General features: G+C 59.0%; 20 protein-coding genes. 5 read left to right on the forward strand and 15 right to left on the reverse strand.

Annotation, left to right across the window (positions count from 1 at the left end):
* Positions 1–118: 118 nt before the first annotated feature.
* The 9 genes from BM007_RS07400 to BM007_RS07440 all read right to left on the reverse strand — a co-directional run bounded on the left by BM007_RS07400 (position 119) and on the right by BM007_RS07440 (position 9,755).
* Positions 119–517, reverse strand: a complete 399-nt coding sequence (locus tag BM007_RS07400) for an Imm50 family immunity protein (RefSeq protein WP_024906919.1) — start codon at positions 515–517, stop codon at positions 119–121.
* 9 nt (positions 518–526) lie between these two features.
* Complete coding sequence (locus tag BM007_RS23390) at positions 527–799, reverse strand: HNH/endonuclease VII fold putative polymorphic toxin (protein ID WP_071994450.1); 273 nt, start codon at positions 797–799, stop codon at positions 527–529.
* 224 nt (positions 800–1,023) lie between these two features.
* Positions 1,024–1,407 carry an Imm50 family immunity protein gene (locus BM007_RS07410; protein WP_090418244.1) on the reverse strand — a complete coding sequence of 128 codons (384 nt, stop codon included), beginning with the start codon at positions 1,405–1,407 and terminating at the stop codon, positions 1,024–1,026.
* Between the two features lie 187 nt (positions 1,408–1,594).
* Positions 1,595–2,041 (reverse strand): hypothetical protein, encoded by a 447-nt coding sequence (locus tag BM007_RS07415; RefSeq protein ID WP_024906918.1) that lies wholly within the window; start codon positions 2,039–2,041, stop codon positions 1,595–1,597.
* Positions 2,041–6,177: an RHS repeat-associated core domain-containing protein gene (locus BM007_RS07420; protein WP_254780642.1), complete on the reverse strand. Its 4,137-nt coding sequence runs from the start codon at positions 6,175–6,177 to the stop codon at positions 2,041–2,043. Before BM007_RS07420 ends, BM007_RS07415 begins: the two co-directional genes overlap by 1 nt.
* Before the next feature lie 17 nt (positions 6,178–6,194).
* Positions 6,195–6,632, reverse strand: coding sequence for a DcrB-related protein (locus tag BM007_RS07425; RefSeq protein ID WP_048993217.1), 438 nt, complete (start codon positions 6,630–6,632; stop codon positions 6,195–6,197).
* Between the two features lie 72 nt (positions 6,633–6,704).
* Positions 6,705–7,568 carry an efflux RND transporter periplasmic adaptor subunit gene (locus BM007_RS07430; RefSeq protein WP_090417904.1) on the reverse strand — a complete coding sequence of 288 codons (864 nt, stop codon included), beginning with the start codon at positions 7,566–7,568 and terminating at the stop codon, positions 6,705–6,707.
* A complete protein-coding gene (locus BM007_RS07435) occupies positions 7,565–7,780 on the reverse strand; it encodes a DUF1656 domain-containing protein (protein WP_024906912.1) in 216 nt (71 codons plus the stop codon). Before BM007_RS07435 ends, BM007_RS07430 begins: the two co-directional genes overlap by 4 nt.
* Positions 7,773–9,755, reverse strand: a complete 1,983-nt coding sequence (locus BM007_RS07440; RefSeq protein WP_090417907.1) for an FUSC family protein — start codon at positions 9,753–9,755, stop codon at positions 7,773–7,775. The genes BM007_RS07435 and BM007_RS07440 overlap by 8 nt, the downstream gene beginning before the upstream one ends.
* Positions 9,756–9,831: 76 nt before the next feature.
* Here BM007_RS07440 and BM007_RS07445 point away from each other — a divergent pair, with 76 nt between their 5' ends.
* Positions 9,832–10,626, forward strand: coding sequence for an AraC family transcriptional regulator (locus BM007_RS07445; protein ID WP_090417911.1), 795 nt, complete (start codon positions 9,832–9,834; stop codon positions 10,624–10,626).
* Here BM007_RS07445 and BM007_RS07450 read toward each other — a convergent pair.
* Positions 10,623–11,513 carry an oxidoreductase gene (locus tag BM007_RS07450; protein WP_090417914.1) on the reverse strand — a complete coding sequence of 297 codons (891 nt, stop codon included), beginning with the start codon at positions 11,511–11,513 and terminating at the stop codon, positions 10,623–10,625. The two genes, BM007_RS07445 and BM007_RS07450, sit on opposite strands and share 4 nt — an antisense overlap.
* Before the next feature lie 104 nt (positions 11,514–11,617).
* Between BM007_RS07450 and BM007_RS07455 the strand changes: the two genes are divergently transcribed.
* The gene (locus BM007_RS07455) at positions 11,618–12,739 is read left to right on the forward strand and encodes a YbdK family carboxylate-amine ligase (protein WP_024906908.1); all 1,122 of its coding nucleotides are present in this window, start codon (positions 11,618–11,620) and stop codon (positions 12,737–12,739) included.
* Here the strand turns inward: BM007_RS07455 and BM007_RS07460 are convergent.
* The 3 genes from BM007_RS07460 to BM007_RS07470 all read right to left on the reverse strand — a co-directional run bounded on the left by BM007_RS07460 (position 12,669) and on the right by BM007_RS07470 (position 19,713).
* Positions 12,669–15,824 (reverse strand): efflux RND transporter permease subunit, encoded by a 3,156-nt coding sequence (locus BM007_RS07460; protein ID WP_090417917.1) that lies wholly within the window; start codon positions 15,822–15,824, stop codon positions 12,669–12,671. The two genes, BM007_RS07455 and BM007_RS07460, sit on opposite strands and share 71 nt — an antisense overlap.
* A 9-nt stretch (positions 15,825–15,833) precedes the next feature.
* A complete protein-coding gene (locus BM007_RS07465; protein ID WP_090417920.1) occupies positions 15,834–16,898 on the reverse strand; it encodes an efflux RND transporter periplasmic adaptor subunit in 1,065 nt (354 codons plus the stop codon).
* A gap of 106 nt (positions 16,899–17,004) precedes the next feature.
* Complete coding sequence (locus BM007_RS07470; protein WP_090417923.1) at positions 17,005–19,713, reverse strand: cation-transporting P-type ATPase; 2,709 nt, start codon at positions 19,711–19,713, stop codon at positions 17,005–17,007.
* A 479-nt stretch (positions 19,714–20,192) separates the two neighbouring features.
* Between BM007_RS07470 and BM007_RS07475 the strand changes: the two genes are divergently transcribed.
* Positions 20,193–20,441, forward strand: a complete 249-nt coding sequence (locus tag BM007_RS07475; RefSeq protein WP_013097677.1) for a DUF1158 domain-containing protein — start codon at positions 20,193–20,195, stop codon at positions 20,439–20,441.
* Positions 20,442–20,495: 54 nt separating this feature from the next.
* Here the strand turns inward: BM007_RS07475 and BM007_RS07480 are convergent, their stop codons facing one another.
* The gene (locus BM007_RS07480) at positions 20,496–20,837 is read right to left on the reverse strand and encodes a RamA family antibiotic efflux transcriptional regulator (protein WP_010428317.1); all 342 of its coding nucleotides are present in this window, start codon (positions 20,835–20,837) and stop codon (positions 20,496–20,498) included.
* A 32-nt stretch (positions 20,838–20,869) separates the two neighbouring features.
* The gene (locus BM007_RS07485; RefSeq protein ID WP_090417926.1) at positions 20,870–21,973 is read right to left on the reverse strand and encodes an MBL fold metallo-hydrolase; all 1,104 of its coding nucleotides are present in this window, start codon (positions 21,971–21,973) and stop codon (positions 20,870–20,872) included.
* 190 nt (positions 21,974–22,163) lie between these two features.
* Here BM007_RS07485 and BM007_RS07490 point away from each other — a divergent pair, with 190 nt between their 5' ends.
* The gene (locus BM007_RS07490) at positions 22,164–22,754 is read left to right on the forward strand and encodes a TetR/AcrR family transcriptional regulator (protein ID WP_024906903.1); all 591 of its coding nucleotides are present in this window, start codon (positions 22,164–22,166) and stop codon (positions 22,752–22,754) included.
* Positions 22,744–23,112 (forward strand): MmcQ/YjbR family DNA-binding protein, encoded by a 369-nt coding sequence (locus BM007_RS07495; protein ID WP_024906902.1) that lies wholly within the window; start codon positions 22,744–22,746, stop codon positions 23,110–23,112. The genes BM007_RS07490 and BM007_RS07495 overlap by 11 nt, the downstream gene beginning before the upstream one ends.
* Position 23,113: the final 1 nt, after the last annotated feature.

The raw sequence follows: 23,113 nt of genomic DNA on the forward strand, positions 1-23,113 counted from the left end.
TATGGTCGATTAAGTAGGTATCACCCATTCCAGTCGTAACACCAAACCTCTGCAGAACATGCAATCAGACCAAACTGAACAAAATCAATGGGAGGATTTATTATCCTCCCATTCTTTATTATTTTGAAATTGTATAAGCTGTTATTGAAGAAATATCAATGAATTTTGCTTTTATTGAGAGAGAGAATATATCATCTTGAGCTAAAATGATGATAAAACCATCTTCTTTAGATATGTTAACATCTAAAGAAAAGTTAGTTTTATTCCAACCAAATAAGCTAGCCTCCGCTATATCAATAGCAGTCAATTGTAATTGTACGACATTACATTTCTGCATTATCCATTTTTTGGGTGGTTGCGAAGGATAACTTTCAATATTGAATCTTAGTGTGATTTTTGGCCCATCCCTATGGAAAACCACATCATGAAGTTCAACATTACGTAATGAAGGTTCTTCATCGGTGAAGATAGAAGAAATACTTCTTTTATCAATTAATAAATCAACCCATGAGTTCATTTTCCCTCCTTAAAATGGATAATGTTCTAGCGTTCCAGATATAGTACCATTTCGGGTATCACTGATCGGTCGAACATTTAAATGTGGCCCTTGGTTACCAGGTGTTCCTGGAGGTCCATAGATATGCCCTGGTGAATGGTCCTGGATTACAATGGATTCACCATCTGGACGCGAGAAAGTATATTCTCGTGTCTTTATAGGTAAATGATCGTCTCCTAAAATAGATTTCCCGTTTCGATCTGTTAAAGGTACTAGCTCAACTTTTGATGGTTGCTGGCTCACTGGTATTCCGGCATCTCTTTTCGCTGCCCTAAAGGTTGCATTTCTCGATTTAAATTTAGTAGTACAGCTAGCAAGACCCAGCGGATCAATCCACCCCAACGGATTCGGCGCATACTGATAAAGGTTCCACCCACCATTCAGCCCAATCGGATCTATTCAGTAAACTGAACCAACCTTAAATTATAAAAGCTAGGAAAATTTAAAAATCCACCACGACCTTTAGCTTACTGACTAATAGATACGAAAGGTCCCATTAATTGTATATGTGAACACTTCAAATTTAAAAAAATATCCGTCCCCTTTATTATAACTTCACTATGGGGAGTGTTTTTTTGTATTTCTATTTTTGCTGGCATATCCGTAGACATACCTTCTATTTTTAAGGATTTTACTCCACTGCAACTTATACCACACCTACATCTATTATAGCCTTTAACCCATTTTTGGGGAGGATTGTCAGGCAACTCATTAACAAAGTCAAAACATATTATTACCGTAGCAGTTTCGCGGTCTATTTTAATATCAAAGATGTCGATTTCATTCACTTTAACATATCTACTGAAAACCTTGTTAAACAAAATACCACCTTCGATTTCGTTCCAATACATATGACTCTTCTCAAATTTCATGATTGTCTAATGTGCCAGAAACTGAACCTACCCAAGCAATTTCGAATGTTCTTTTTAAAATAGTCTCAGAGGGACATTACCATCACCGTAAGACTCTTGCCCCGGTTTTTTATCAAATCAAAAACATTACCTAAAACGTCCTGGGAGGATGAACCTCCCATTTCAATCATTTTTTATCTGACCATGAGAAACCGAAATCAATATATCCTTCAGCACTTATCACTAGACACCATTTATTTTCTCTATCAAAAAAATAATGATGCTGAGGGATATTTTTTATTGCCATATCAAGAAATAAAAAAAACTGCTTGGGATTCAACCTGACAGAAAAATCAAGAGACGAATCATTTATATAGTAAATCTCATCACTATTTGAAATCACATCATGAACATCAGTATCATGAATGAATCTCTTTATATCTACCAACCAATCCTTATAGTCCCCATGTAGTTCTAAAGACCTATGAGCATTGGTCTTTGACCAGTCAATTTTTGAACCAGCCCAACTATAACTATCGGATAACTTATCCGCAATGTGTTCCCAGTCATCCACAATTTCTGGTTGTTCAGGAAGCAAAGATATTTCCTTCCTGATTTCATCATCGAGCGTCATTAAGAGCCTCTCCATGGTTTTGATGGTAAATTAAATAAATCTTGAATTTTTGTCACAACGGATTCAGCCGCATCAAACATGAAGTGCTCCCCTTTATCTTTACCGCTAAACACATTGATATGAGCTCCACTTCGTTCATCATACTCAACTCTAAAACCTGTTTTTCCATCAATTGTTGTCATCCCGACAGGTTGACCTTTAGTCGAACCAAATTTGCCTGTGTTAACTTTTTCGGCTTTAAATCCTCGCTCTTCTAACCATTTCAGAGCTTTATTTCTGGCCTGTTCATATGAGTCTTTGGATGAACAGGTTGACAATCCAAGCGGATCAATCCACCCCAACGGGTTCGGCGCATACTGATAAAGATTCCACCCGCCGTTCAACCCAATCGGATCCTGCACAATAAACCGCCCGACCTGCGGGTCGTAGTAGCGGAACAGGTTATAGTGCAGCCCCGTTTCACCGTCAGCGTATTGCCCGGAATAGCGAAGCGGCTGGTGCGCCATCGCCGAGCGATTCACAACCCGTGAGAACCCTTCGCTCTGATGGCGCACTTCGCCAAAGCTGCCGTACTGGCCACTCCAGCGCACCGTGCCGCGCTCGTCTGTGACCTCCAGCGGCGCCCCGTTCAGGTCGGTATTGAACCAGTAAATCTCACCGCTGCTTTGGTCACGAAGGTGATCCACCCGCGCCAGCGGGCTCCAGTCTTCATTCGGGTCGTATACATACGTGCTGTACAGCCCGCTCTCCTGCTGCTCCTGCAGCAGGCGGTAGCCCTGCCACAGGAAGCGGGTGTCGGTGGTGCCGTGCGTCGTGGTGACGATTTTGCGCGTGCGGCGACCCAGCGCGTCGTAGTGATAGCGCGCCTCAAACCGCCCTTCAGGCCCGGTTCCACGGGCGAACACCAGACGGTTCTCGGCGTCATACGCATAATGCTGTTCATACAGCCCGTTGCGGCGGCTGACCAGGTTGCCCCAGTGGTCGTATTTCATAAACAGCGCCTGCCAGTGCTGCAGGCGGTTATCCGTGACCGGTACCGCATCGTCACTGGCGGCGAGGTTATCCGCGGCGTCGTAGCTGAACTGCGCGCGGCTGTGCCCCTGGCGGGCCTCGTAGTGCTTCAGCAGACGCCCTTCGGCGTCGTAGCCGTAGTCCACCTCACCGCGCAGGGTGTCGCTGACGCCGGAAAGCTCGCCGCGCGCGGTGTAGCGATACAGGCGTTCCAGTAGCGCCTGCTCTGGCAGGGTCACGTCCGTACTCAGCTCGCTGCGCTGAAGGGTGCGTCTGCCGAGGCTGTCATACTGGCGGAGCTGCTCGCGCGCGCCCTGAGTGCGGCGCACCTCGCGGTGCAGGCGGTCGCGGGTGAACTCGGTCACCAGCTGCTGCCCGAAGCGGATGGCGCTGACGTGGCCGGAGCCGTAGTGCAGCCAGGCCAGCTTTTGCTCGCCGGGCAGCGTCAGGCCGGTCAGGTTGCTCAGGGCATCCCACTCGTAGTCCACCGCGCCGTTAATACCGGACTCGCTCAGCACGCGCCCGGCGGCGTCGTGGCGGTATGCGATCTCATCGCTTTCGATACCCAGGGCAACGCCTTCGGCCGTCGGCGTGCGGCGGATGCGGGTAATCTGGCCGCTCAGGTCGCGGAAGTAGCGGTACTCCGCGTGGCGCTGAGTGCGCCCGATCAGCAGCCCGCTGTCGTCATAGCTGAACTGCTGGACGCGACGGGCGATACCGCCGTCGGCGGCAGGCCGGCCGTTTTCTTCGAGCGCGCAGAGGAACCCTCGCGCGTCCCATTCCATATGGCGCACGGTCTCGTCCGGGCGCGTTTCGCTGAGCGGGCGGCCCACGGCGTCGTAGGTGAAGCGGTATTCCGCCCCGTTGCCGTTATCGAGCCGCAGCAGGTTGCCGCGCGGATCGTAGCGCCACTGGCGCACGCGGCCAATACGGTCAGTGAGGCTGACCGGGAGGCCGAGCGCGTTGTAGGCCCAGCTCACCTCGCTTTCCAGCGGGTCGCGCCAACCCGTGAGCTGGCCGCGTTCGTTCCACACCAGCGACTCGCGGCTGCCGTCCGGATGGATCACGACGCTCAGCAGCCCGGCACCACTCCACTCCCGGCGCGTGATATTCCCTTCCGCATCCTCGCTGGCAATCAGCTGCCCGAATCGATCGTAGGTGAAGCGGGTCACGCTGCCGGAGCAGTCGGTGCGCTGCGTCAGCAGCGCCTGGTGGTTCCAGACCAGGCGCACCACGCCACCTGTGGCGTCGGTGATGCTCTCAGGCAGGTTTTCTTCATCGTCAGGATAGCCATACGCGGTGGTGCTACCGGCCGGATCCGTTTCCGACAGCAGGCGACCGCGAAGGTCGTACATGGCCTGCGATGAGGTGCCGTCCGGGTACACCGTGCGGGTGATGCGGTCGGTCAGGCGATGCCAGTGGTACTCGGTGCGGCGGCCCGCCGGGTCCGTCTCGCTGGTCATGCGGCCGTATTTGTCCCACGTGCTGCGGCGCATTGCGCCGCCGGGCAGAATAACGTCGCAGAGCTCGCCGTCGCGGTAAACAAACGTCGTCTGGCGACCGTCGTAATCCGTGAAGCGCGCGACGTTGTTGTCGTCGTCGACCAGCCAGTGCGCCTGGGCGCCGTCATCGCGGATAGCACGGCGGATGCCATTTTCAAAATCGTATTCGAACGCCAGCTGTTCGCCGCCGCTGTGGCGGAAGCCGACCACGCGCGGCAGGCCGTCAATCTCCCGCCAGCGGTATTCGCTCAGCAGGCCGTTGGCGTCCTCATGGGCGCTCATCAGCCCGTCCTGCCAGCGGAAGCGTCGGCGCACGCTACCGCCCCGGCCGGTCACGGAGACCAGCTGGCGCTGTTCATCATAAGCGTAACTGACCAGGCAGATCTCGTCATCCAGCCATGCGCCGACGAGCCTGTCACGGTCGTATCGGCAGACCACGCGCTGGCTCGCGCTGTCGGTCAGGGCATGCAGGGTATGATCCGCATTCCACTCGAAGAGGATATCGTTGCCGCAGGGTTCAGAGATGCGCTGAAGCAGTGACGGAGCATCATCCCGCAGCGGCGCATAGTGCCAGCGCTCGCCGCTGACGTCATACACCGACCAGCTGTCGTCAGAGTGATGTTCAAGCCAGTTTTTTTCGCTTTCGCAGTAGGTGCGCATCCCTTTCGGGACCTTCGGGAAGGCGACGTAATCGCCGGACGGCGCGCGCCACACCAGGCCGTCCTGGTAAGGCTCCAGGCGGCTTTCCCAGAACAGGCTCCAGCCGCGGCCCAGCACGCTGTCGCCGGGGTTGCCGCTGCGCCAGTAGCGCTGCCAGCGCACCGGAAGGCGGGAAGGAAGGACGAAGTCCAGCTCATCATCCCCGCTGAGAAATTTTTGTCCGCTGACGATATCCACCGGGCGGGCGATGATCCCTGCGGCCGCCACGCCTGTCATCAGCGTGCCGGCGCGACAGGCGATACGGGCCAGCTTATTGATGCCGGGGATTTTGCCCAGCAGCTTAGAGAGCGCCCCGACTTTACCAGCGGCACCGCCCCACCCGCCGATAAGCCCGGCAAACAGCAGAGTAAGATCGGAGACTTTATACAGCCACTCGGGGACTTCAGACTGAATGGGGAGGGTTTGCTGCGGGTCGCCGCCGATAATGACGTTGTCCGAACCGGTCATCACCTTCGCGTCGCAGGTGGTGCGATCCCCGATGCGTGCCGCAGGCAGGCCGTTGATAGAGACCCGCGAAGAGCCTTCGGCCATCTGCTGCGAGCCATCGTCAGAGCACTTCACCGCGCTGTCCGTGGCCATGGCGGCGGGTTTACCGTTGATAAACACGTTGGGCGAGCCGGAGGTGATGACGCCTTTCTTCGTCATGCTGGATGCCCCGGCGTCCGCGATGCTGTCCCGGGCGGCGGTCGCCAGCTCCCCGGTGTAATACCCCACGGCCAGGCTGGCGCCGACGAGCAGGACGCCCACGCCAAGACAGGATGCACCAAGTCCGGCAATAAACATGGCCCCCGCCAGAATGCCCCCGGCGGCGGCAATCAGGCCGCCGACAATCGTTCCGGCAATCATCCCGGCCAGCGCACCGGAGTGGCCGATATCATCACCAACGCGTGCTGCTTCAAACATAACAACTGTCCCTGGTGTTAATGGTGGAAGCGGAAGCTCCTGAGAAGATCGCCAAACAGCGTGCTGTCAGCATCGCCCAGCGCGCGAGTGCAGGTCATGGTGAACACCAGAATGTTATTGCTGTCGACGTTAAATACGGCCTGCTGCTGCCATATGCGTTTCCCGTCGCGCAGGTAGGTAGCATGAACGGTTTCACCCTGTAAAAGATCGTCACCCAGCGTAGCGGCGCTGCGCTCACCCTGCTTCCAGCCCTTGATGTGTTTTTCCATCAGGGCGAGCTGGCGATCGATATACGCGGCAAGCGCTTCACCAGCGTTGAGAGCATCGCGGGAGATGTTGAACGCCGGTGCATCCGCAGCGGGCGGCGCAAATACGTTGACGGTACGATCCTGATATCCCTCAGGAAAAGAGATCAGTCCTTCACTGAAAAGGCACTGCGAATGTTGTTCTGACATTGAGCGGGTCCCACCACATATTTTCAGAAGCGGTAAGTTTCGCATATGTGTTTAAGGCTGACTATCCCCAGATTATCGCCCCACCGCCACGCTCGCCGACAGCCCCGCCACCAGTTCAACCCCCTCCGGCAACCTGTCGATATGAATACGCACCGGCACGCGCTGCGCCAGCCGCACCCAGCTAAAGGTAGGCTCGACGTCGGGCAGACCCAGCCCGCCCGTCTCGTCGTTGCTGTCCCCAATCCCGTGTCCGATGCTCTCCACGTGCCCCGTGATGACCGGCTCGTATCCCATCAGCACAACCTGCGCAGCATCCCCAACGCGAATATGGCGCAGCTTGGTCTCTTCAAAGTATCCCACCACCCAGAAGCTGTGGGCATCGACGATGGCGACCTTTGTCTCCCCCGCCGTCGCGTAGTCTCCGGGCCGCAGCCGCAGGTGCGTAACGTACCCCGAAACCGGCGCACGGACGGTGGCGTGCGCCAGATTAAGCTCAGCCAGATCCAGCGCGGCCAGCGCGCCGTGATAATTGGCCGCCGCGACGTTCGCCGCGCTGCCGGTTTGCTGCAAGTCCTCGCCGGAGATGGCGTTTTTAATCAGCGTGCGGCGATGGGCCGCGTCCTGGCGCATCAGCATCTCATGGCGTTTCGACTCCACATCAGCCTGCGCGCTTGCCACCGCCAGCTTGAGCCAGCGCGGATCGATGGTGTAAAGCACATCGCCCCGATTCACCCACTGGTTATCCCGAACGGCCACGCTGATGACGGGCCCGGAGACGTCCGGCGCAATCTGCACCACATCCGCACGCACGCGCCCGTCGCGGGTCCACGGCGTTTCTGCGTAGTGTTTCCACATCATAAACGCCAGAAGCGTAGCCGCCGCGACGACGCTCAACGTCAGCGCATAGCGAGCCAGTAAAGAGAGCAGTGATTTCATGACAATAACCCCAACGCGGTCAGGCCCTGCATCAGCAGGAAAAAGGTGACAATCCAGGTTGAAACATCCATCAGCGGGCGAAACGGCAAGCGCCGGTAGCCCCTGCTAAGAGAGAAAAGCGCGACGAGGCTTAGCGTGCAGACCAGCGCCGCGAGGGCGACCGTCAGCAACCCCGGGATAAAAACCCCGCCGATATTGAGATCGTTAACCATGGTCTGGCTCCCGTAATGCACAGTGCAGATCCACCAGCCTGAAGACAAACTGGCGCGTATGTTCATCTGCCGCAGGCAGATGGCGCTCGACAAGGGTGACGATGCGTTCCCGTAAGGCGTTGCGGTCTGCAGCGTTTATCCTATGAAAAAGTGCGTCAACCTCCCTGCCGGGCGGTGCGTCACTGCGGCGTAAATGCATGACCGACAGCCCCAGACGCAGCGCGTGTAACAGCCGATCGAGCGCCTGCTCTGGCGCGCGCTCGCTGCGCTGCAGTCGCGGCAGCAACAGGGCGGTTCGGTCCATCATCAGGTTGATCCAGTGCGTTTCGTCAACCCGCAGCGTGCCCTTCACGCTGCGGCGAATGTCGCGCTGGCACAGGTTCAGCAGACGCGTGATGGCACCATCCGCCTGCACGGTTTGCAGCAGGCTCATGCTGATAACGGCAAAGCCGGTCGCGGCAAATAGCGCGATGGCGGTGTTGGCCGCAACGGCGAAGTCTCCGCTGTAGTGCGCCCCCAGCTCGCACAGAATGGGCAGCGTCAGGGTGATGCCCATCGCCATAAACGTGGTCGGTGGACGCGCCTGAAGCGACCCGGCCAGCAGATACGCAGGAGCCAGCACCGCCACCAGCACCGGGAAATCGCTCACCATCGGCAGCAGCGCAAAGCTGTAGAACAGGCTAATTACCACGCCCCAGAACGAGCCAATGATGTATTTCACAATGTGGGGGGCCGGGGTGTCGAAGCTGCCAAACAGCGTGCAGCAGACCCCCAGGATAGACACCGCCGTACCGCCATCCGGCCATGCTGAGAAGATCCAGACCAGACAGCCGCTCAGGATAATAGCGAAAGCCCCCAGCGCCGTGCGGGCCGCGGTAAGAGGATCGCGGTGAAAAACGTAGCCTTTAGCCGCGCGGGTTTGCACCTCCCCAAAGACGGGTTTGGCGTGGTGGATGGCGCTGGAAAGGCGCTCGCACTGCTGCAGAAGCGCGATAGCCTCCGAGAGGTAGCGGATAAAACTGACCAGCCGCACGTCGTCAAACGTCTGCGCCTGCGCGGCATACCGATCGATGAGAAGCGCACAGCGGAGCCGCAGCGCCTCTGCCGTACTGCTGAGGCTAGCGCCTTCACCGGCCACCCAGGCCTGAACATCCTCCAGCAAGACCTGCACGTCGGCGGGCAGGGTTCCAATCGTTGGCATGCGGTCGTGTAGTTCACAGTTTACGATAACGAGCCGCGCCAGCCGGTCATGAATCGCTTTTCTGGCCTGCCGCACCGGGGCGGAGAGGGCAAAATCGTACGGAATATGGTGGCTTATGCCCTGCAGGAACTGCAGCGCCAGGGCCAGATGCAGCGGGCCGGAAGCCGCATCGGGCTTGCCCGCTAAGGTATCCGCCACCCGCTCGCGCGTGGCCCGTAGCGTCTGGGATAATTTAGCGTTGAACAGCCCTGATACCCGCGCGGGCAGCACGTAGCGGTGAATCAGCGCCGCGCAGAAAATCCCGATCGCGATCTCCTGCACGCGGACAATGGCGACGTTAAAGATGCCGCCGGGATCGGATACCGCGGGAAAACCAATCAGGCTCGCGGTGTAGCCCGCCAGCACAAAGGCATAGGCCCGGGGCGTGCGCTCCAGCAGGGAGAGCCACAGGCAGAATACGATCCAGCCCGTCAGCACCATGCTGCACAGGATCGGCGTATTCGCGAAGGTGGGCACAATCAGAACGGTCGCGCTGGCCCCGACAACCGTACCGGCCAGTCGGTAGAGGCTTCTGCTGAGCGATGCCCCGACCGACGTCTGCGACACGATGTAAACCGTAATAATCGCCCATGAGGGGCGTTCGAGGCCGATAGACAGCGCGATGTAATAAGCGAGCATCGCCGCGGCGAAACTCTTCGCGGCGTAGATCAGCGCCCCCGCGTCGTTTTGCAGCGCGGCGGGCAGGCGCACGGGATAAGAGAAGACGTTTTTCATGCCGGAATTATTACCGGCTTGCAGACCCGCTTAAATACTCTATTCTGTCAAAAAATACCTGAATATTGCCAGAATCGTGAAGCCTCAATCTGCTACTACGCTGTATGACCCCGACTCTACCGTCAGCCCGGCGGTAGCGCGTCATCTGGACTTCGTGGACTACGCCGCGGAAGTGCCGGTACATACCCACCGCAAGGGCCAGCTGATTATTGCCCGGTACGGTGCGGTCAGCTGTTACGCGGAGAATGACATCTGGATCGTGCCGCCAGACTGCGCCGTCTGGATCCCTGGGGGGATCCCGCACAGCGCCAAAGCGACCTGGAACGCGCATCTGAACTATCTGTTTATTGAGCCCGGCGCGGCGGCGCTGCCGGAGAGATGCTGCACGCTGGCGATCTCGCCGCTGATCAAGGAGCTGGTCGATCGCCTAACCCGCGAGGACGTTGATTATCCCCCCGACGGCCATGTCGCCAGGCTAATCAGGGTCACGCTTGATGAGCTTGCCAGCATGCCGCAGCAGAAGCTGAGCCTGCCGGTCTCAACCGACCCGAAAATTCGCGCCATGGCCGACGCGCTGGTCAGCCGCCCTGAGGACCGAAGCACCCTTAAGGAGTGGGCGAAACGGCTTGCCCTCAGCGAGCGTTCGTTTGCACGCCTGATGCAGCGCGAGACCGGGCTGAGCTTCGGGCGATGGCGCCAGCAGCTGCATTTGATTATTGCCCTGCGGGAGCTGGCAAGCGGCGTGCCGGTCCAGAACGTGGCGACAACGCTCGGGTACGAATCCGTGAACGCGTTTATCACCATGTTCCGAAAAGCGATGGGCAGCACGCCCGCCCATTACTTTGCCGAACGGAAAAACAGCGGCCGTTAACCCGGCCCCTCGCTCCCCGCCGCCAGCAGCGGCACCACCACGTCGCTGATGGGCACCGCAATGCCGTGCTTGCGGCCGTAACGCTGGATCACGCCGTTACGGATATCCCACTCCATCGGACGATCCGCCTGACGGTCAGCGAGAATCGACGTGCCGAGGTCCTCAGGCGCGCGCTGAAAGTTCGCCAGAATCTCCTGCGCCACGTCATCGGCCAGCTTCGCCCCTTCGGCGCGGGCGACGGCAAGCCCTTCCCGCAGGTAGGCCAGCGCAAGGTCGCTGATATCCTCGCGCCTGAACATCCCGGCGCGGCGGTTAGCGAGCACCATCAGCCCGGCGACCGCGTTTTGCAGCAGCTTGCGCCAGGCGACGGTGGCGAAATCTGCCGAGAGTTCAACTTCACAGCGCGTACCGCGAAGCGCCTCCGCCACCCGCTGCGCCTGCGGCATGTCCGGCAGCGTCAGGCGCGGCTCCGCCCGCAGCCAGACGGAGGCATCCGGCTCGCGCTGCGCCGGGAACCAGACCACCGACGGCAGCACCGTTGCGCCACTGACCAAAGGCTCAAGCTGAGCCTTCTGCTCTACGCCATTTTGCAGGGCGCAGACCACCGTATTTTCATCGCACAGCGCGCGCAGCCACCCGGCGCTGTCGGCGTTTTGCGTCGTTTTCACCGCGATAAAAACGAGGTCAACGGGACGCGCGATGGCTGTCGGATCGGTTAATACCGGACCGGGCACCACCGTTTCACCCTCATCGTGGCGCAGGCGTAACGCCGCATGTGCGGTCCGTCCGCACAGCAGCGGCGTGCGGCCAGCGTCATGCAGTACTGCGGCAATGGTGGTGCCAATCGCACCGGGTCCTATCAGCGCAATGGTTGGATAGTCAGACATGAATCACTCCCCTTTTGCTAAGCCTGCTATCAGTTATACCACCCTGAGACGAGCGCGCCACACCCGTTGTCTATACTCAACATTCACAGACAACGGAGTGCGCCATGCCTTTACCCGATTTCAAATCCTCTGAACCGTTCACCCTTGGCATCGAGCTCGAACTGCAGGTGGTTAACCCGCCGGGGTACGATCTCAGCCAGGACTCCTCCGCGCTCATCGCCGCCGTCAAAGACGACATCAAAGGCGGCGAAGTCAAACACGACATCACCGAAAGCATGCTCGAAATCGCCACCGGCGTGTGTCAGACCATCGATCAGGCGGCGGCACAATTCTCAGTGATGCAACAGAGCATCCTGCGCGCGGCGGCAGAGCAGCACATTCAGATCTGCGGCGGCGGGACGCATCCGTTCCAGAAATGGCAGCGCCAGGAGGTGTGCGACGACGAGCGCTATAACGTCACGCTGGAGCGCTTTGGCTATCTGATTTTGCAGGCGACGGTATTCGGTCAGCACGTTCACGTCGGCTGCCGGACCGGGGATGACGCGATTTACCTGCTGCACGGCCTGTCGCGCTTCGTGCCGCATTTTATCGCCCTGGCGGCCGCCTCGCCGTATATGCAGGGCACCGACACGAAGTTCTCCTCGTCGCGGCTCAACATCTTTTCAGGGTTCCCGGATAACGGCCAGATGCCGTGGGTCAACAGCTGGCAGGAGTTCGAGGGGCTGTTCCGCCGCCTGAGTTCCACCAGCATGATCGACAGCATCAAGGATCTGCACTGGGATATTCGCCCCAGCCCGCATTTTGGCACCGTGGAGGTGCGGGTGATGGATACGCCGCTGACGCTCGGCCACGCGATTAACATCGCTGGGCTGATCCAGGCGACGTCCCACTGGCTGCTGACCACGCGGCCTTATAAGCATCAGGAAAAAGATTTTCTGCTGTACCGCTTTAACCGTTTTCAGGCGTGTCGCTACGGGCTGGAGGGGATCCTGACGGACGTGCACACCGGCGAGCACAAAACCGTGGCGGAAGATATCGCCTGGCTACTGGAGCAGGTTGCGCCGTCGGCCGAGAAGCTTGGCGCGACGAGCGCAATTAATGAAATTGCCCTGCTGTTAAAGCAGGGCAAGAGCGAGGCGCAGCGCATGCGGGAGTTTATCGCCGACGGCGGCTCGCTGATTTCTCTGGTGCAGAAGCACTGCGAGCTGTGGGCGACGAGTCCGTAAGGCCGTGGCCCCACTCGCGCAGGCGCTGGAACAGCACGAACAGCGCCGGGATGAACAGGATCCCCACCACGGTCGCCACCAGCATGCCGCTGAACACCGTGGTGCCGATGATGCGGCGGCTCTGGGCACCTGCCCCGGTCGCCAGCATCATGGGCAGAACGCCGATAATGAACGACACGGCGGTCATCATCACCGCCCGGAAACGGCGCGAGGCCCCTTCCCGCGCGGCATCGACAATCGCCATTCCGTCCATACGCCGCGCGCGGGCGAACTCGACGATAAGAATCGCGTTCTTGGCCGCTAACGCGATCAGCAATACCAGACCAATCTGCACGTACACGTCGTTGGCGTATCCGGCCATCCACAGCCAGACCAGCGCCCCGCCGATGGCGAACAGCACCGAGAGCATCACGCTCGCCGGGAGCGTCCAGCTCTCGTACTGGGCGACGAGGAACAGCCACGCCATCACCACCGCCGCCAGCACGATCCAGATCGCCTGATTGCCGGTCTGCTGCTCCTGATACGACATGCCGCTCCAGGCGTAGTCGTATCCGGCCGGCAGGCTCTCCGCCAGAATCTCACCCATCACCGCCATCGCGGTGCTGCTGCTCACCCCAGCCGCTGCCGAGCCGCTCACCGACACCGACGGGAACTGGTTGTACTGCTGCAGGAACGGCGCGCCGACGGTCGGCGTGATGGTGACGAGGTTGCTCAGGCGCACCCGCTCGCCGCTGTTGCTGCGCACGAACAGCTCGCCGATCTGCTCTGCGCGCTCGCGCCACTGCATCTCGTTCTGCATCACCACGTGGTAGACGCGGTTGTTGATGCTGAAATCCCCGGTGCGCGTGCCGCCAAAGGCGGTTTGCAGGCTGCTGAAGATGCGCGATACCGGCACGTCGAGACGCGCGGCGCGCTCGCGGTCAACGGTCAGCGTCAGCTGCGGCACGTTGCTGCTCCAGGTGGTGAACACGCGGCTCAGCTGCGAATGCTGGTTAGCTTTCGCCAGCACCTCGCGGGTGACGCGCTCCAGCTCCGCCGGGCTCTGCCCCGCCTGAGCCTGGATGCGCAGGTCAAAGCCGGAGGCGTTGCCCAGCCCCGGCAGCGTCGGCGGCGCGAAGGTCATGATGGTCGCTTCCGGCAGGGCCAGCAGTTGGCGCTGCAGGGTGCCCATCACCTCCTCCAGCGGCGGACGCTCGCTCCAGTCCTTCAGCATGATGGAGATAAACCCACCGTTGGAGGCGCTGGTGCCGTTGAGGATGTTAAATCCGGAGACCTGAATGACGTCCTCCACCGCCGGATTTTGGGCGATCAGCTCCCGCGCGGTGGTCATCACCGCTTCGGTGCGCTCCAGCGAAGCCGCTTCCGGCAGCTGAACGCTGGCGAAGAAGTAGCCCTGGTCCTCCTGCGGCAGGAAACCTTTTGGCATCGACGTAAAGCTGAACAGCACGACTGCCGCCGCGCCTGCGGTGGCCAGCAGCGCCAGCCACGGACGTAGGTTTAAGACATTCACGATGCGGGTGTAGAAACCGCGCGTGGCGTCCAGCCCGCGGTTAAAGGCGCGATAAACGGCCGCTGGTTTCTCCGGGCGCGGACGCAGCAGCATTGCGCACAGGGCGGGCGTCAGGGTCAGCGCCACCAGGCTTGAGAGCGTCACGGCAGTCGAGAGCGTCACCGCAAACTGGCGGTAAAGCTCGCCGACAATCCCCGGCAGGAGCGCCACCGGCACAAACACCGCCAGCAGCACCAGCGTCGTCGCGATGACAGGCCCGGCGATCTGGCGCAGCGCCAGCGCGGTCGCCGCCGTGCGGCTCTGCCCTTCCGCCATCAGCGTTTCGACGCTCTCCACCACCACGATGGCGTCATCCACCACCATGGTCAGCGCCAGAATAATGGCGAACAGGCTCAGCGTGTTGGCGGAGTAGCCGAGCGTATAGAGCACGGCAAACGTCCCCACCAGCGACACCGGAATGGCGAGGGCGACAATCAGCGTGGCGCGCCAGCTTTGCAGGAACAGGGAAACGACCACCACAACCGCCAGCATGGTGAGCGCCAGCGAGACGCCGATCTCTTTAATGGTGGCGGCGACAAAGGAGGTGGTGTCGAATTTCACCTCGTAGACCAGGTCGTCCGGGAAGCGCGTCGAGAGGCGCTCCAGCTCCGCGCGCACCGCGTCGGCCACGCGCAGGGCGTTAGCGGACGGCGTCGGGTAGATACCGAGGTAGGCGGAATCGTGCCCGTTCAGCTGTGCGCCGGAGCTGTAGCTGCGCGAGCCGAGCTCGATGGTGGCGACGTCCTTCAGGCGCACCAGCTGGCCCATCTCCCCCGCGCGGATGATGATGTCGGCAAACTCGTCGGCCTGGCTTAAGCGCCCCAGCCCGTTGATGGTCAGGGTCTGCTGCTGGCCGTTAAACACCGGCGGCGTGCCCACCTGACCCGCCGCGCCCTGCACGTTCTGCTCGCGCAGCGCCTGCGCCACGTCGTCGGTGGTGACGTTCAGAGCGCTCATACGGTCCGGGCGCAGCCAGATGCGCATGCTGTAGTCGCGCGCGCCAAACATCTGCACCTGCCCCACGCCGGGCAGACGCGACAGCGCCTCGCGCACCTGGGTGCTGGCGTAGTTGCTGACGAACAGCGACGTGTGGGTGTTATTCGGTGAGTAAAGACTTACCCCCATCATCAGGTTGGTGGCCCGCTTGCGCACCTGCACGCCGTTTTGCTGCGCCTCGGTGGGCAGCTGCGCCACGGCCTGCGCCACGCGGTTCTGCACGTCGATGGCGGCGAGGTCCGGATCGGTGCCCGCCGCAAAGGTGATGTTCAGGCTGTACGTGCCTTCGTCCGAACTGGTGGACTCCATGTAGAGCATATGATCCACGCCGTTCAGCTGCGTCTCTAGCGGCGTGGCGATGGCCTCCGCCACGTCAGCGGAGCTGGCGCCCGGCCAACTGGCAGAGACGTTCACCACCGGCGGCGTGATCTGCGGATACTGCTCCACCGGGATAATCTTCAGCGCAATGGCCCCCAGCAGGGTGATGACCAGCGCAATCACCATCGCGAAGCGCGGGCGTTTGATGAAAAACGTCAGCATGATGGCTCCTTAATTCAGTATCTGGACGGCAGCGCCGGGCTGCACGCGCTGCGCGCCGTCAGTAATCGCTCGCTCACCGGGCTTCACGCCGGATGAAATCTGGAACTGCTGGCCAATCTGTCCGGCGACCTTAAGCGGGCGCATTTCGGCGTTGCCGTCGGCGTTAACCACCCAGGCAAAGAACCCGTCGCCGTTCTGCTGGACCGCGGCGGCAGGCAGGGTCAGCACCGGCTGCTCGCTTGCCGGTCGCAGGGTCACGTTTACGTTGCCTCCGGGCAGGAGCTGATGGCGCGGATTGGCGAACTCGGCGCGCAGCATCACGCTGGCGGTGCGCGGGTCGATGCGATTGTCCACCGACGTCAGTTCACCGCTGACGCGCTGGCCGTTGCTGTCAATTAATGCCTGCCAGGCCTGCTTCATGGCGCTGATATCCGCATGTTGTCCGGCTTTGGCCGCAAACGCCCTCTCTTCCAGCGCAAAGGCGATACGGATGGGATCGAGTTGGACCACCTCCACCAGCACGCCGCTGGCAGGGTTGACCAAGCTACCCACGTGGAAGCTGCTGTGCCCCACGCGTCCGTCAATCGGCGAGGCGATGCGGGTGTAGTTCAGGGTGACGCTGCGGGTGTCGAGGCGGGCTTTGGCCTGCTCCAGCGCGGCGCTCGCCACGTCCCGCTGCATGCGGGCATTGTCCACGTCGTGACGGCTGATGGCGTTGCTGCTGCCCAGGCTTTCAAAGCGGGAAAGCTGCTGCTGCGCCTGACGCAGCGTGGCTTCGGCGCTTCTCACTTCGGCCTGCGCCAGGCGCAGGGCGGCGCGCGGCTCGGCGTCGTCCAGCTCAAACAGCACGTCGCCCTTTTTCACGTACTGCCCGTCGCGGAAGTGGATTTGGGTAATCACGCCTTCCGTGCGGGCGCGCAGCTCAACGGTGTGGATGGCTTCGATGCGGCCCGGGATCTGGCGCTCGGCGGCATGGGCGGTCTGCTCCACGGTGGCGATGCGCACGGGGATGGCGGCGGCGAATACGGGTTGCAGGGTACTGACAAGAAGTGCAAACAGGACCGGGAATTTCATGGGAGTACCTCAGCGTTGTTTCCCCTCACCCCGGCCCTCTCCCCAAAGGGGAGAGGGAGAAAACCGAGCCCAAGGGAGAGGGTTAGGGTGAGGGGTAAGGTTTTCGTTATGCAGACTTACGGAACCTGCGGGTCAGTCGCTTCTCGATTTCGACGACGAAGAACATCACGCCTGCAACGGCCAGGGTCACAAACCAGTAGCGCAGCGGCAGGGCTTCGGTGCCGAACAGCATCTGCATAAACGGCAGGTAGATAATCGCCGCCTGGAGCAGGAACAGCACGCCCGTCACCAGCCAGATCCCTTTGTTCGCCAGCAGGCCGCGGTTGAGGGAGAACCCTTCAGTGTTGCGGCAGTTAATCATGTACACCCACTGGGCGCAGACCAGCATCTGCAGCAGCACGGTGCGGATGAACTCCGCGCTGTGACCGCGCGGGGCCAGCCAGGCTTCCAGCGCAAAGGCGGCGATGGCAATCATGGTGCCGACGAAGGCCACTCGCCAGACGGCGTAGGCGTCCATCACGTGCTGCCCGGTCTGACGCGGCGGACGGCGCATGATGTTGCGCTCGGCGGCCTCAAAGGCCAGGCCGAAGGAGAGCGTGGCGGAGGTGGCCATGTTCATCCACAGAATCAGCACCGGCGTCAGCGGAATGATGTTCCCCGCCAGCAGCGCAATCACAATCAGCAGCCCCTGCGCCAGGTTGGTCGGCATGATGAACAGGATGGTCTTCTTCAGGTTGTCGTAAACGCGACGCCCCTCTTTCACCGCGCTGGCGATGGTGGCGAAGTTATCGTCCGTCAGGACCATATCCGCCGCCTCTTTGGTCACTTCCGTACCCTTGATGCCCATCGCGATGCCCACGTCCGCCTGACGCAGGGCCGGGGCATCGTTCACGCCGTCACCGGTCATGCCAACGATTTCGCCTTTGTCCTGCAGCGCTTTCACCAGACGCAGCTTATGCTCCGGGCTGGTACGGGCGAAGATGTCATACTTCACCGCGGCGTCCGCCAGGGCGGCGTCGTCCATCTTCTCCAGCTCGTAGCCGGTAACCGCCTGCTCGCTGTTGGTGATCCCCAGCATCTGACCAATGCTCATCGCCGTTTGCGGGTGATCCCCGGTGATCATCTTCACGCGGATCCCCGCCTGCTGGCAGGCGTTAATCGCGTCAATCGCTTCCGGACGCGGCGGATCCATCATCCCTGCGATGCCAAGGAAGATCAGGCCGTGGCTCAGGTCATCGTGCGTCAGCTCCTGCTCGCCGTTCGCCGGCCTGAACGCCGCGGCGACCATGCGCAGCCCCTGACGCGCATAGCGCTCCATCTCGCTTTCCCAGTACGTGCGGTTGAAGGCTTCCGCACCGTTGCGGGTCTGCTGCTCGGCGCACAGGGTGAAAATGACGTCCGGCGCGCCGGTGATCAGGATCTGCTCCTCACCGCCAATCTGGTAGTGGGTGCTCATGTACTTATACTGCGAGTCAAACGGGATCTTGTTAACCAGCGTGGTCACGACAGGCTCGAGGTTAGCCTTCGCCGCCAGCACCTTCAGCGCGCCCTCGGTCGGCCCACCGGTGATGCCCCACAGCCCGCGATCGTCCTGAATCAGCTGGCTGTCGTTACACAGGTCGATGGTGCGCAGGTACTGCTCCAGCACGGTGCCCGGCTGGATCTGCACCGGCTCGTCGCTGCCTTCCAGGTATATGTTGCCCACCGGCTCGTAGCTGTTACCGTCCACGCGGTAGCAGGCGTCAGCGGTAATGATGGCTTTAACCGTCATCTCGTTCATGGTCAGGGTACCGGTTTTATCCGAGCAGACCACGGTCATCGCGCCCAGGGTTTCAACCGTCGGCAGCTTGCGGATAATCGCCCGCTTGCGCGCCATCGCCTGCACGCCCAGGGAGAGGATGATGGAGATAATGGCCGGCAGACCTTCCGGTACGGAGGCGACCGCCAGGCTAATCAGGGAGAGCAGCAGCTCGCCCATTGGGATCTCACGGAACGCCAGGCTGAAGACAAACAGCGCGGCCATCATCGCCAGAATAATCGCGAAGATCGCTTTCCCCAGCTTGTCCATCTGCACCAGCAGCGGCGTACGGTGCTTTTCGATACCCGCCATCATCTGGTTGATGTGGCCGAGTTCCGTATCCTGACCGGTCGCGGTGACCACGCCGATGCCGCCGCCCGCGCTGACGGTCGTCCCGGAGAAGACCATGTTGGTGCGATCGCCCAGCGGTAATTCACCGCTCAGCGGATTAACGTGTTTATCCACCACGGTGGATTCACCGGTCAGAATCGCTTCTTCCACGCGTAAATTATGCGCTTCAATTAAACGCATATCCGCCGGAATACGATCCCCCGCGCGTAATACAATAATATCGCCCGGGACTATTTCAGTTGTGGGGATTGTTTCATGGTTACCGTTACGAATAACGCGCGCCTCGCTGGCGAGCATATTACGAATACTCTTCAGGGATTTTTCCGCGTTGCTTTCCTGAATATGGCCAATTAAGGCATTGATTACCGCCACGCCTAAAATAACCAGCGTATCCACCCAGTGGCCCATTATTGCCGTTAATACGGCGGCGGCCAGCAGGACATAAATCAGCACATCATTAAAATGGGCCAGGAAACGCAGCCAGGCAGGTTTACCTTTTTTCTCCGGCAGCGCGTTCGGCCCTGTTTTTTGCAGACGCGCCTGCGCCTCCGCACGATCCAGACCGCTGGCCTGGCTCTGCGCGTGCGCAAGCACCTGCTCTGCGGTCTGCTGGTATGCCAGCCCGCCGGAAGGCGGCATGTTTGGGGACAATTTTTTTTCGGTCATCGTATTTTTCCTTCAATATCCGGTGAACTGAAGCCTGAATTCCTTTCGGGCTTAAATAAATTCATTTTAAAGTCTTGCGGGTAAAATTGATCTACCGCAATATAATGACTTCTCGGTTATTCAAAACTGATTAAAACTATTTCGATGACCTGATTTTTACAAAATATTTCTAAACCAATACTAAACGAGGGGGAACCATGTGGGGTATTTATCGCGGGCGCAGACTGGTGTTATACGTTATCGCGGCCATTGTTATTGCCACGTTAATTGGTTATAGCACCTATACATTTGTAAAATTATTTTCCTGATTCAGACGTTTATTTACATAACGCGATATTAATATAAACGCCGGGTCGTATGTTGTTATTTGTGCGCAGTAATAATGTCTTTGTTTTATTCAAAAAGGTCAGCGGGGCTGATATTGCTTTACGTTACAGAATGCCGGACAATGACATTTTTAACTGACGATTAACATTACGATGAAACACCCGCTAGAATCGCTGCTCACCGCAGGCGGCATTTTATTGCTGGCCCTGCTTTCGTGCCTGCTGCTCCCTGCGCCTTCGCTTGGGCTGGTGCTGGCGCAGAAGCTGGTTCAGACCTTTCATATGGTCGATCTTAACCAGCTCTATACCATTCTGTTCTGCGTGTGGTTTTTACTGCTCGGGGCGATTGAATTCTTCGTGCTGCGTTTCGTCTGGCGACGCTGGTTTTCACTCGCGTCCTGAGCTCACAAAAAAGCCGGGTGGCGGCTACGCCTTACCCGGCCTGCACGCGACAGGTTAATGTGTCTGGCTATGGTTCTCTTTACGGTACGCACCCGGCGGCTGGTTGAACGTACGGGTGAAGATGCGGGTAAACGTCTGCTGCGAGTCAAACCCGTAGCGCAGGCAGATATCGTACACCCGGGCGTCGGATTCTCGCAGATCGCGCGCCGCCAGCAGCAGCTTACGTTCACGGATATAACGCCCCAGGCTCTCCCCTTTGTACTGCATAAACAGCCGCTGCAGGTGCCACTTCGAGTAACCCGCGTGGCGGGCAATCTCTTCTATACGTAATGGCTGATGCAGATTGTCGTCGATCCATTCGACGATAGTGTCGATAACTTGAGCGGAAATGGTCATACTGCTGTCCCCCTCTGCTTCTCGCTTAAACATTATTCCCACCACGCACGAAAGGTTTGTGCGCTGTCGCTTACCCTGACGGGCTCGCCCAGTTCCGGCGTCAGCAGCCGATAATTTTTATCCTTGCTGGCTTTTGCCAGCTGGATCAGCGGATCGTTCCAGGCGTGTTTCGCCAGCACGAAGCGTCCGTTATGCCCGGGCACCACGGCTTTCGCGTTGAGATCCGCCGAGGCCTGCGCCGTTTCCTCCGGCAGCATGTGGATGTACTTCCAGTCCTGGTCGTACTGGCCGTTTTCCATAATGGCGACGTCCACGTCACCAAACTGCTCGCCGATGGCCTTAAAGTGCGGGCCGTAACCGGAATCCCCGCTGTAGTAAACCTTCTGCTCTGGCGTGACGAACATAAAGCTGCCCCACAAGGTGCGATCGCGTTTAATGCCGCGCCCGGAGAAGTGACGTGCTGGCAGAACATGCACCGTCAATTCATCGCTGATGCGTACCGACTGGTTCCAGTCGCGCTCGTCAATAATCTCAGGCTTCATTCCCCAGTAGCGCAGGTGGGATCCCACGCCCAGCGGCGTCACCACGCGCTTCACCTTTGGCAGTAGTGCCCTGATGGTGGCGTAATCCAGATGATCGTAGTGATCGTGCGAGATAATCAGCAGGTCGATCGCCGGCATGCGTTCAGCGCGCCACGGATACTCGCCGGCAAAGGCCTTATTGAGGAACGAGAACGGCGCGGCATAGTTGCCAAGAACCGGGTCAATCAGGATCCGTTTGCCCGCGAGCTGCAGGTACCACGAGGAGTGACCGAGCCACACCAGGGTGTCCTGCTCCAGCGGCAGGCTCGCAAGATCGGTTTTCACCAGCGGAAGCGGCCGGGCCGGGCGGGCGTTTTCGGTTTTTTTGGTCAGAAACTCCCACATTGCGACCAGCATGTTTTTGTCACCGTTATAACCCGGCGTCGGCAGCGTATTGTGGAATTTCCCCTCGCGATACTGAGGGGAGGCCTCCACTTCAGTGAGCTGCTCACCCTGCGGCGGCTGGCCGAATCCGGCATTCAGAACAAACGGTAAACTCGCGGCTGAAGCAATAATCATGATTAACACCACGCAGATGAAGAGAGGTTTTTTCATATCCTGACCCGAAAACGCGCCCCATCCGATAGCGTGCGCAGGGTAAACTTGATTATGAGTGAGTAAGCACTCATTATAGATATGATGATAAAGTCGTCAAGACGTTTTCGATCTTTGACATTCCGCGTTGCAGCGTGTCAAAGCACGTGTTTCAATCAGGGTTTTAATCATTGACAGGGGGAACAATTTAGTGGCACGTCCGAAGAGTGAAGATAAAAAACAGGCCTTACTGGAAGCCGCAACGGCGGCGTTTGCACAGTCAGGTATCGCCGCCTCAACGGCGCTCATTGCCCGTAAGGCGGGCGTCGCCGAAGGTACCCTGTTCCGCTACTTTGCTACGAAAGACGATCTGCTGAATGCCCTCTATGTGCATCTGAAGCAGGATCTCTGCCAGACCATGCTGGCGAACCTCGATCGCACCATCACGCTGCCTAAAGAACATACCCGCAATATCTGGAACAGCTATGTGGACTGGGGTATACGTAACCCCGTTTCTCATGCGGCGATCCGCCAGATTGGCGTCAGTGAAAAGCTGAGCGTCGAAACTGAACAGGCGGTGAAAGATATGTTCCCGGAACTCCATGAGCTGTGCCGCCGCTCGGTGCGCCCGGTGTTTATGTCGGATGAATTTAAAACGTTTGGCGATGCACTTTTCTTATCGCTGGCTGAAAGCACGATGGAATTTGCCACCCGCGATCCGTCCCGCGCCGTTGATTTTAAAGCGCTCGGCTTTGAGGTGATGTGGCGCGGGCTTGCGTATGAGGACGCCAATGGAGAGTAAAGCCTTACAGGAGCACGCTATGCGTGTGGCCCTGGAACTGCCGTTCACCGAACACTGCTGGCCGTTCGGGCCGGAGTTTGACGTCTTTAAAGTGGGCGGAAAAATTTTCATGATTGTGGCCGTCGCGCACGGGCGGCCGCACGTCAGCCTGAAGTCAGACCCGGAGAAATCACTGTTAAACCAGCAGATCTACCGCGGGGTAGAACCCGGCTACCATCTGAGTAAAAAGCACTGGATTTCCCTTTACGGCACTGACGACGTGACGCCGGAACTGGTTACCGACCTCATTAATGACTCCTGGCATCTGGTGGTGGATAAGCTGCCGAAAAAAGACCAGAAGTGGATTAGGCCGGTCTGAT

It is taken from the genome of Enterobacter sp. NFIX59 (assembly GCF_900113755.1).
GTDB lineage: Bacteria > Pseudomonadota > Gammaproteobacteria > Enterobacterales > Enterobacteriaceae > Enterobacter > Enterobacter pseudoroggenkampii.

What these genes read in the sequence shown, in the direction of transcription:
- BM007_RS07450 (WP_090417914.1), bottom strand. Translation starts at nt 11,513, where the DNA reads ATGTCTGACTATCCAACCATTGCGCTGATAGGACCCGGTGCGATTGGC.
- BM007_RS07475 (WP_013097677.1), top strand. Translation starts at nt 20,193, where the DNA reads ATGAAACACCCGCTAGAATCGCTGCTCACCGCAGGCGGCATTTTATTG.
- BM007_RS07400 (WP_024906919.1), bottom strand. Translation starts at nt 517, where the DNA reads ATGAACTCATGGGTTGATTTATTAATTGATAAAAGAAGTATTTCTTCT.
- BM007_RS07440 (WP_090417907.1), bottom strand. Translation starts at nt 9,755, where the DNA reads ATGAAAAACGTCTTCTCTTATCCCGTGCGCCTGCCCGCCGCGCTGCAA.
- BM007_RS07430 (WP_090417904.1), bottom strand. Translation starts at nt 7,568, where the DNA reads ATGAAATCACTGCTCTCTTTACTGGCTCGCTATGCGCTGACGTTGAGC.
- BM007_RS07410 (WP_090418244.1), bottom strand. Translation starts at nt 1,407, where the DNA reads ATGTATTGGAACGAAATCGAAGGTGGTATTTTGTTTAACAAGGTTTTC.
- BM007_RS07465 (WP_090417920.1), bottom strand. Translation starts at nt 16,898, where the DNA reads ATGAAATTCCCGGTCCTGTTTGCACTTCTTGTCAGTACCCTGCAACCC.
- BM007_RS07480 (WP_010428317.1), bottom strand. Translation starts at nt 20,837, where the DNA reads ATGACCATTTCCGCTCAAGTTATCGACACTATCGTCGAATGGATCGAC.
- BM007_RS07425 (WP_048993217.1), bottom strand. Translation starts at nt 6,632, where the DNA reads ATGTCAGAACAACATTCGCAGTGCCTTTTCAGTGAAGGACTGATCTCT.
- BM007_RS07420 (WP_254780642.1), bottom strand. Translation starts at nt 6,177, where the DNA reads ATGTTTGAAGCAGCACGCGTTGGTGATGATATCGGCCACTCCGGTGCG.
- BM007_RS07435 (WP_024906912.1), bottom strand. Translation starts at nt 7,780, where the DNA reads ATGGTTAACGATCTCAATATCGGCGGGGTTTTTATCCCGGGGTTGCTG.
- BM007_RS07495 (WP_024906902.1), top strand. Translation starts at nt 22,744, where the DNA reads ATGGAGAGTAAAGCCTTACAGGAGCACGCTATGCGTGTGGCCCTGGAA.
- BM007_RS07415 (WP_024906918.1), bottom strand. Translation starts at nt 2,041, where the DNA reads ATGACGCTCGATGATGAAATCAGGAAGGAAATATCTTTGCTTCCTGAA.
- BM007_RS07460 (WP_090417917.1), bottom strand. Translation starts at nt 15,824, where the DNA reads ATGCTGACGTTTTTCATCAAACGCCCGCGCTTCGCGATGGTGATTGCG.
- BM007_RS07470 (WP_090417923.1), bottom strand. Translation starts at nt 19,713, where the DNA reads ATGACCGAAAAAAAATTGTCCCCAAACATGCCGCCTTCCGGCGGGCTG.
- BM007_RS07455 (WP_024906908.1), top strand. Translation starts at nt 11,618, where the DNA reads ATGCCTTTACCCGATTTCAAATCCTCTGAACCGTTCACCCTTGGCATC.
- BM007_RS07485 (WP_090417926.1), bottom strand. Translation starts at nt 21,973, where the DNA reads ATGAAAAAACCTCTCTTCATCTGCGTGGTGTTAATCATGATTATTGCT.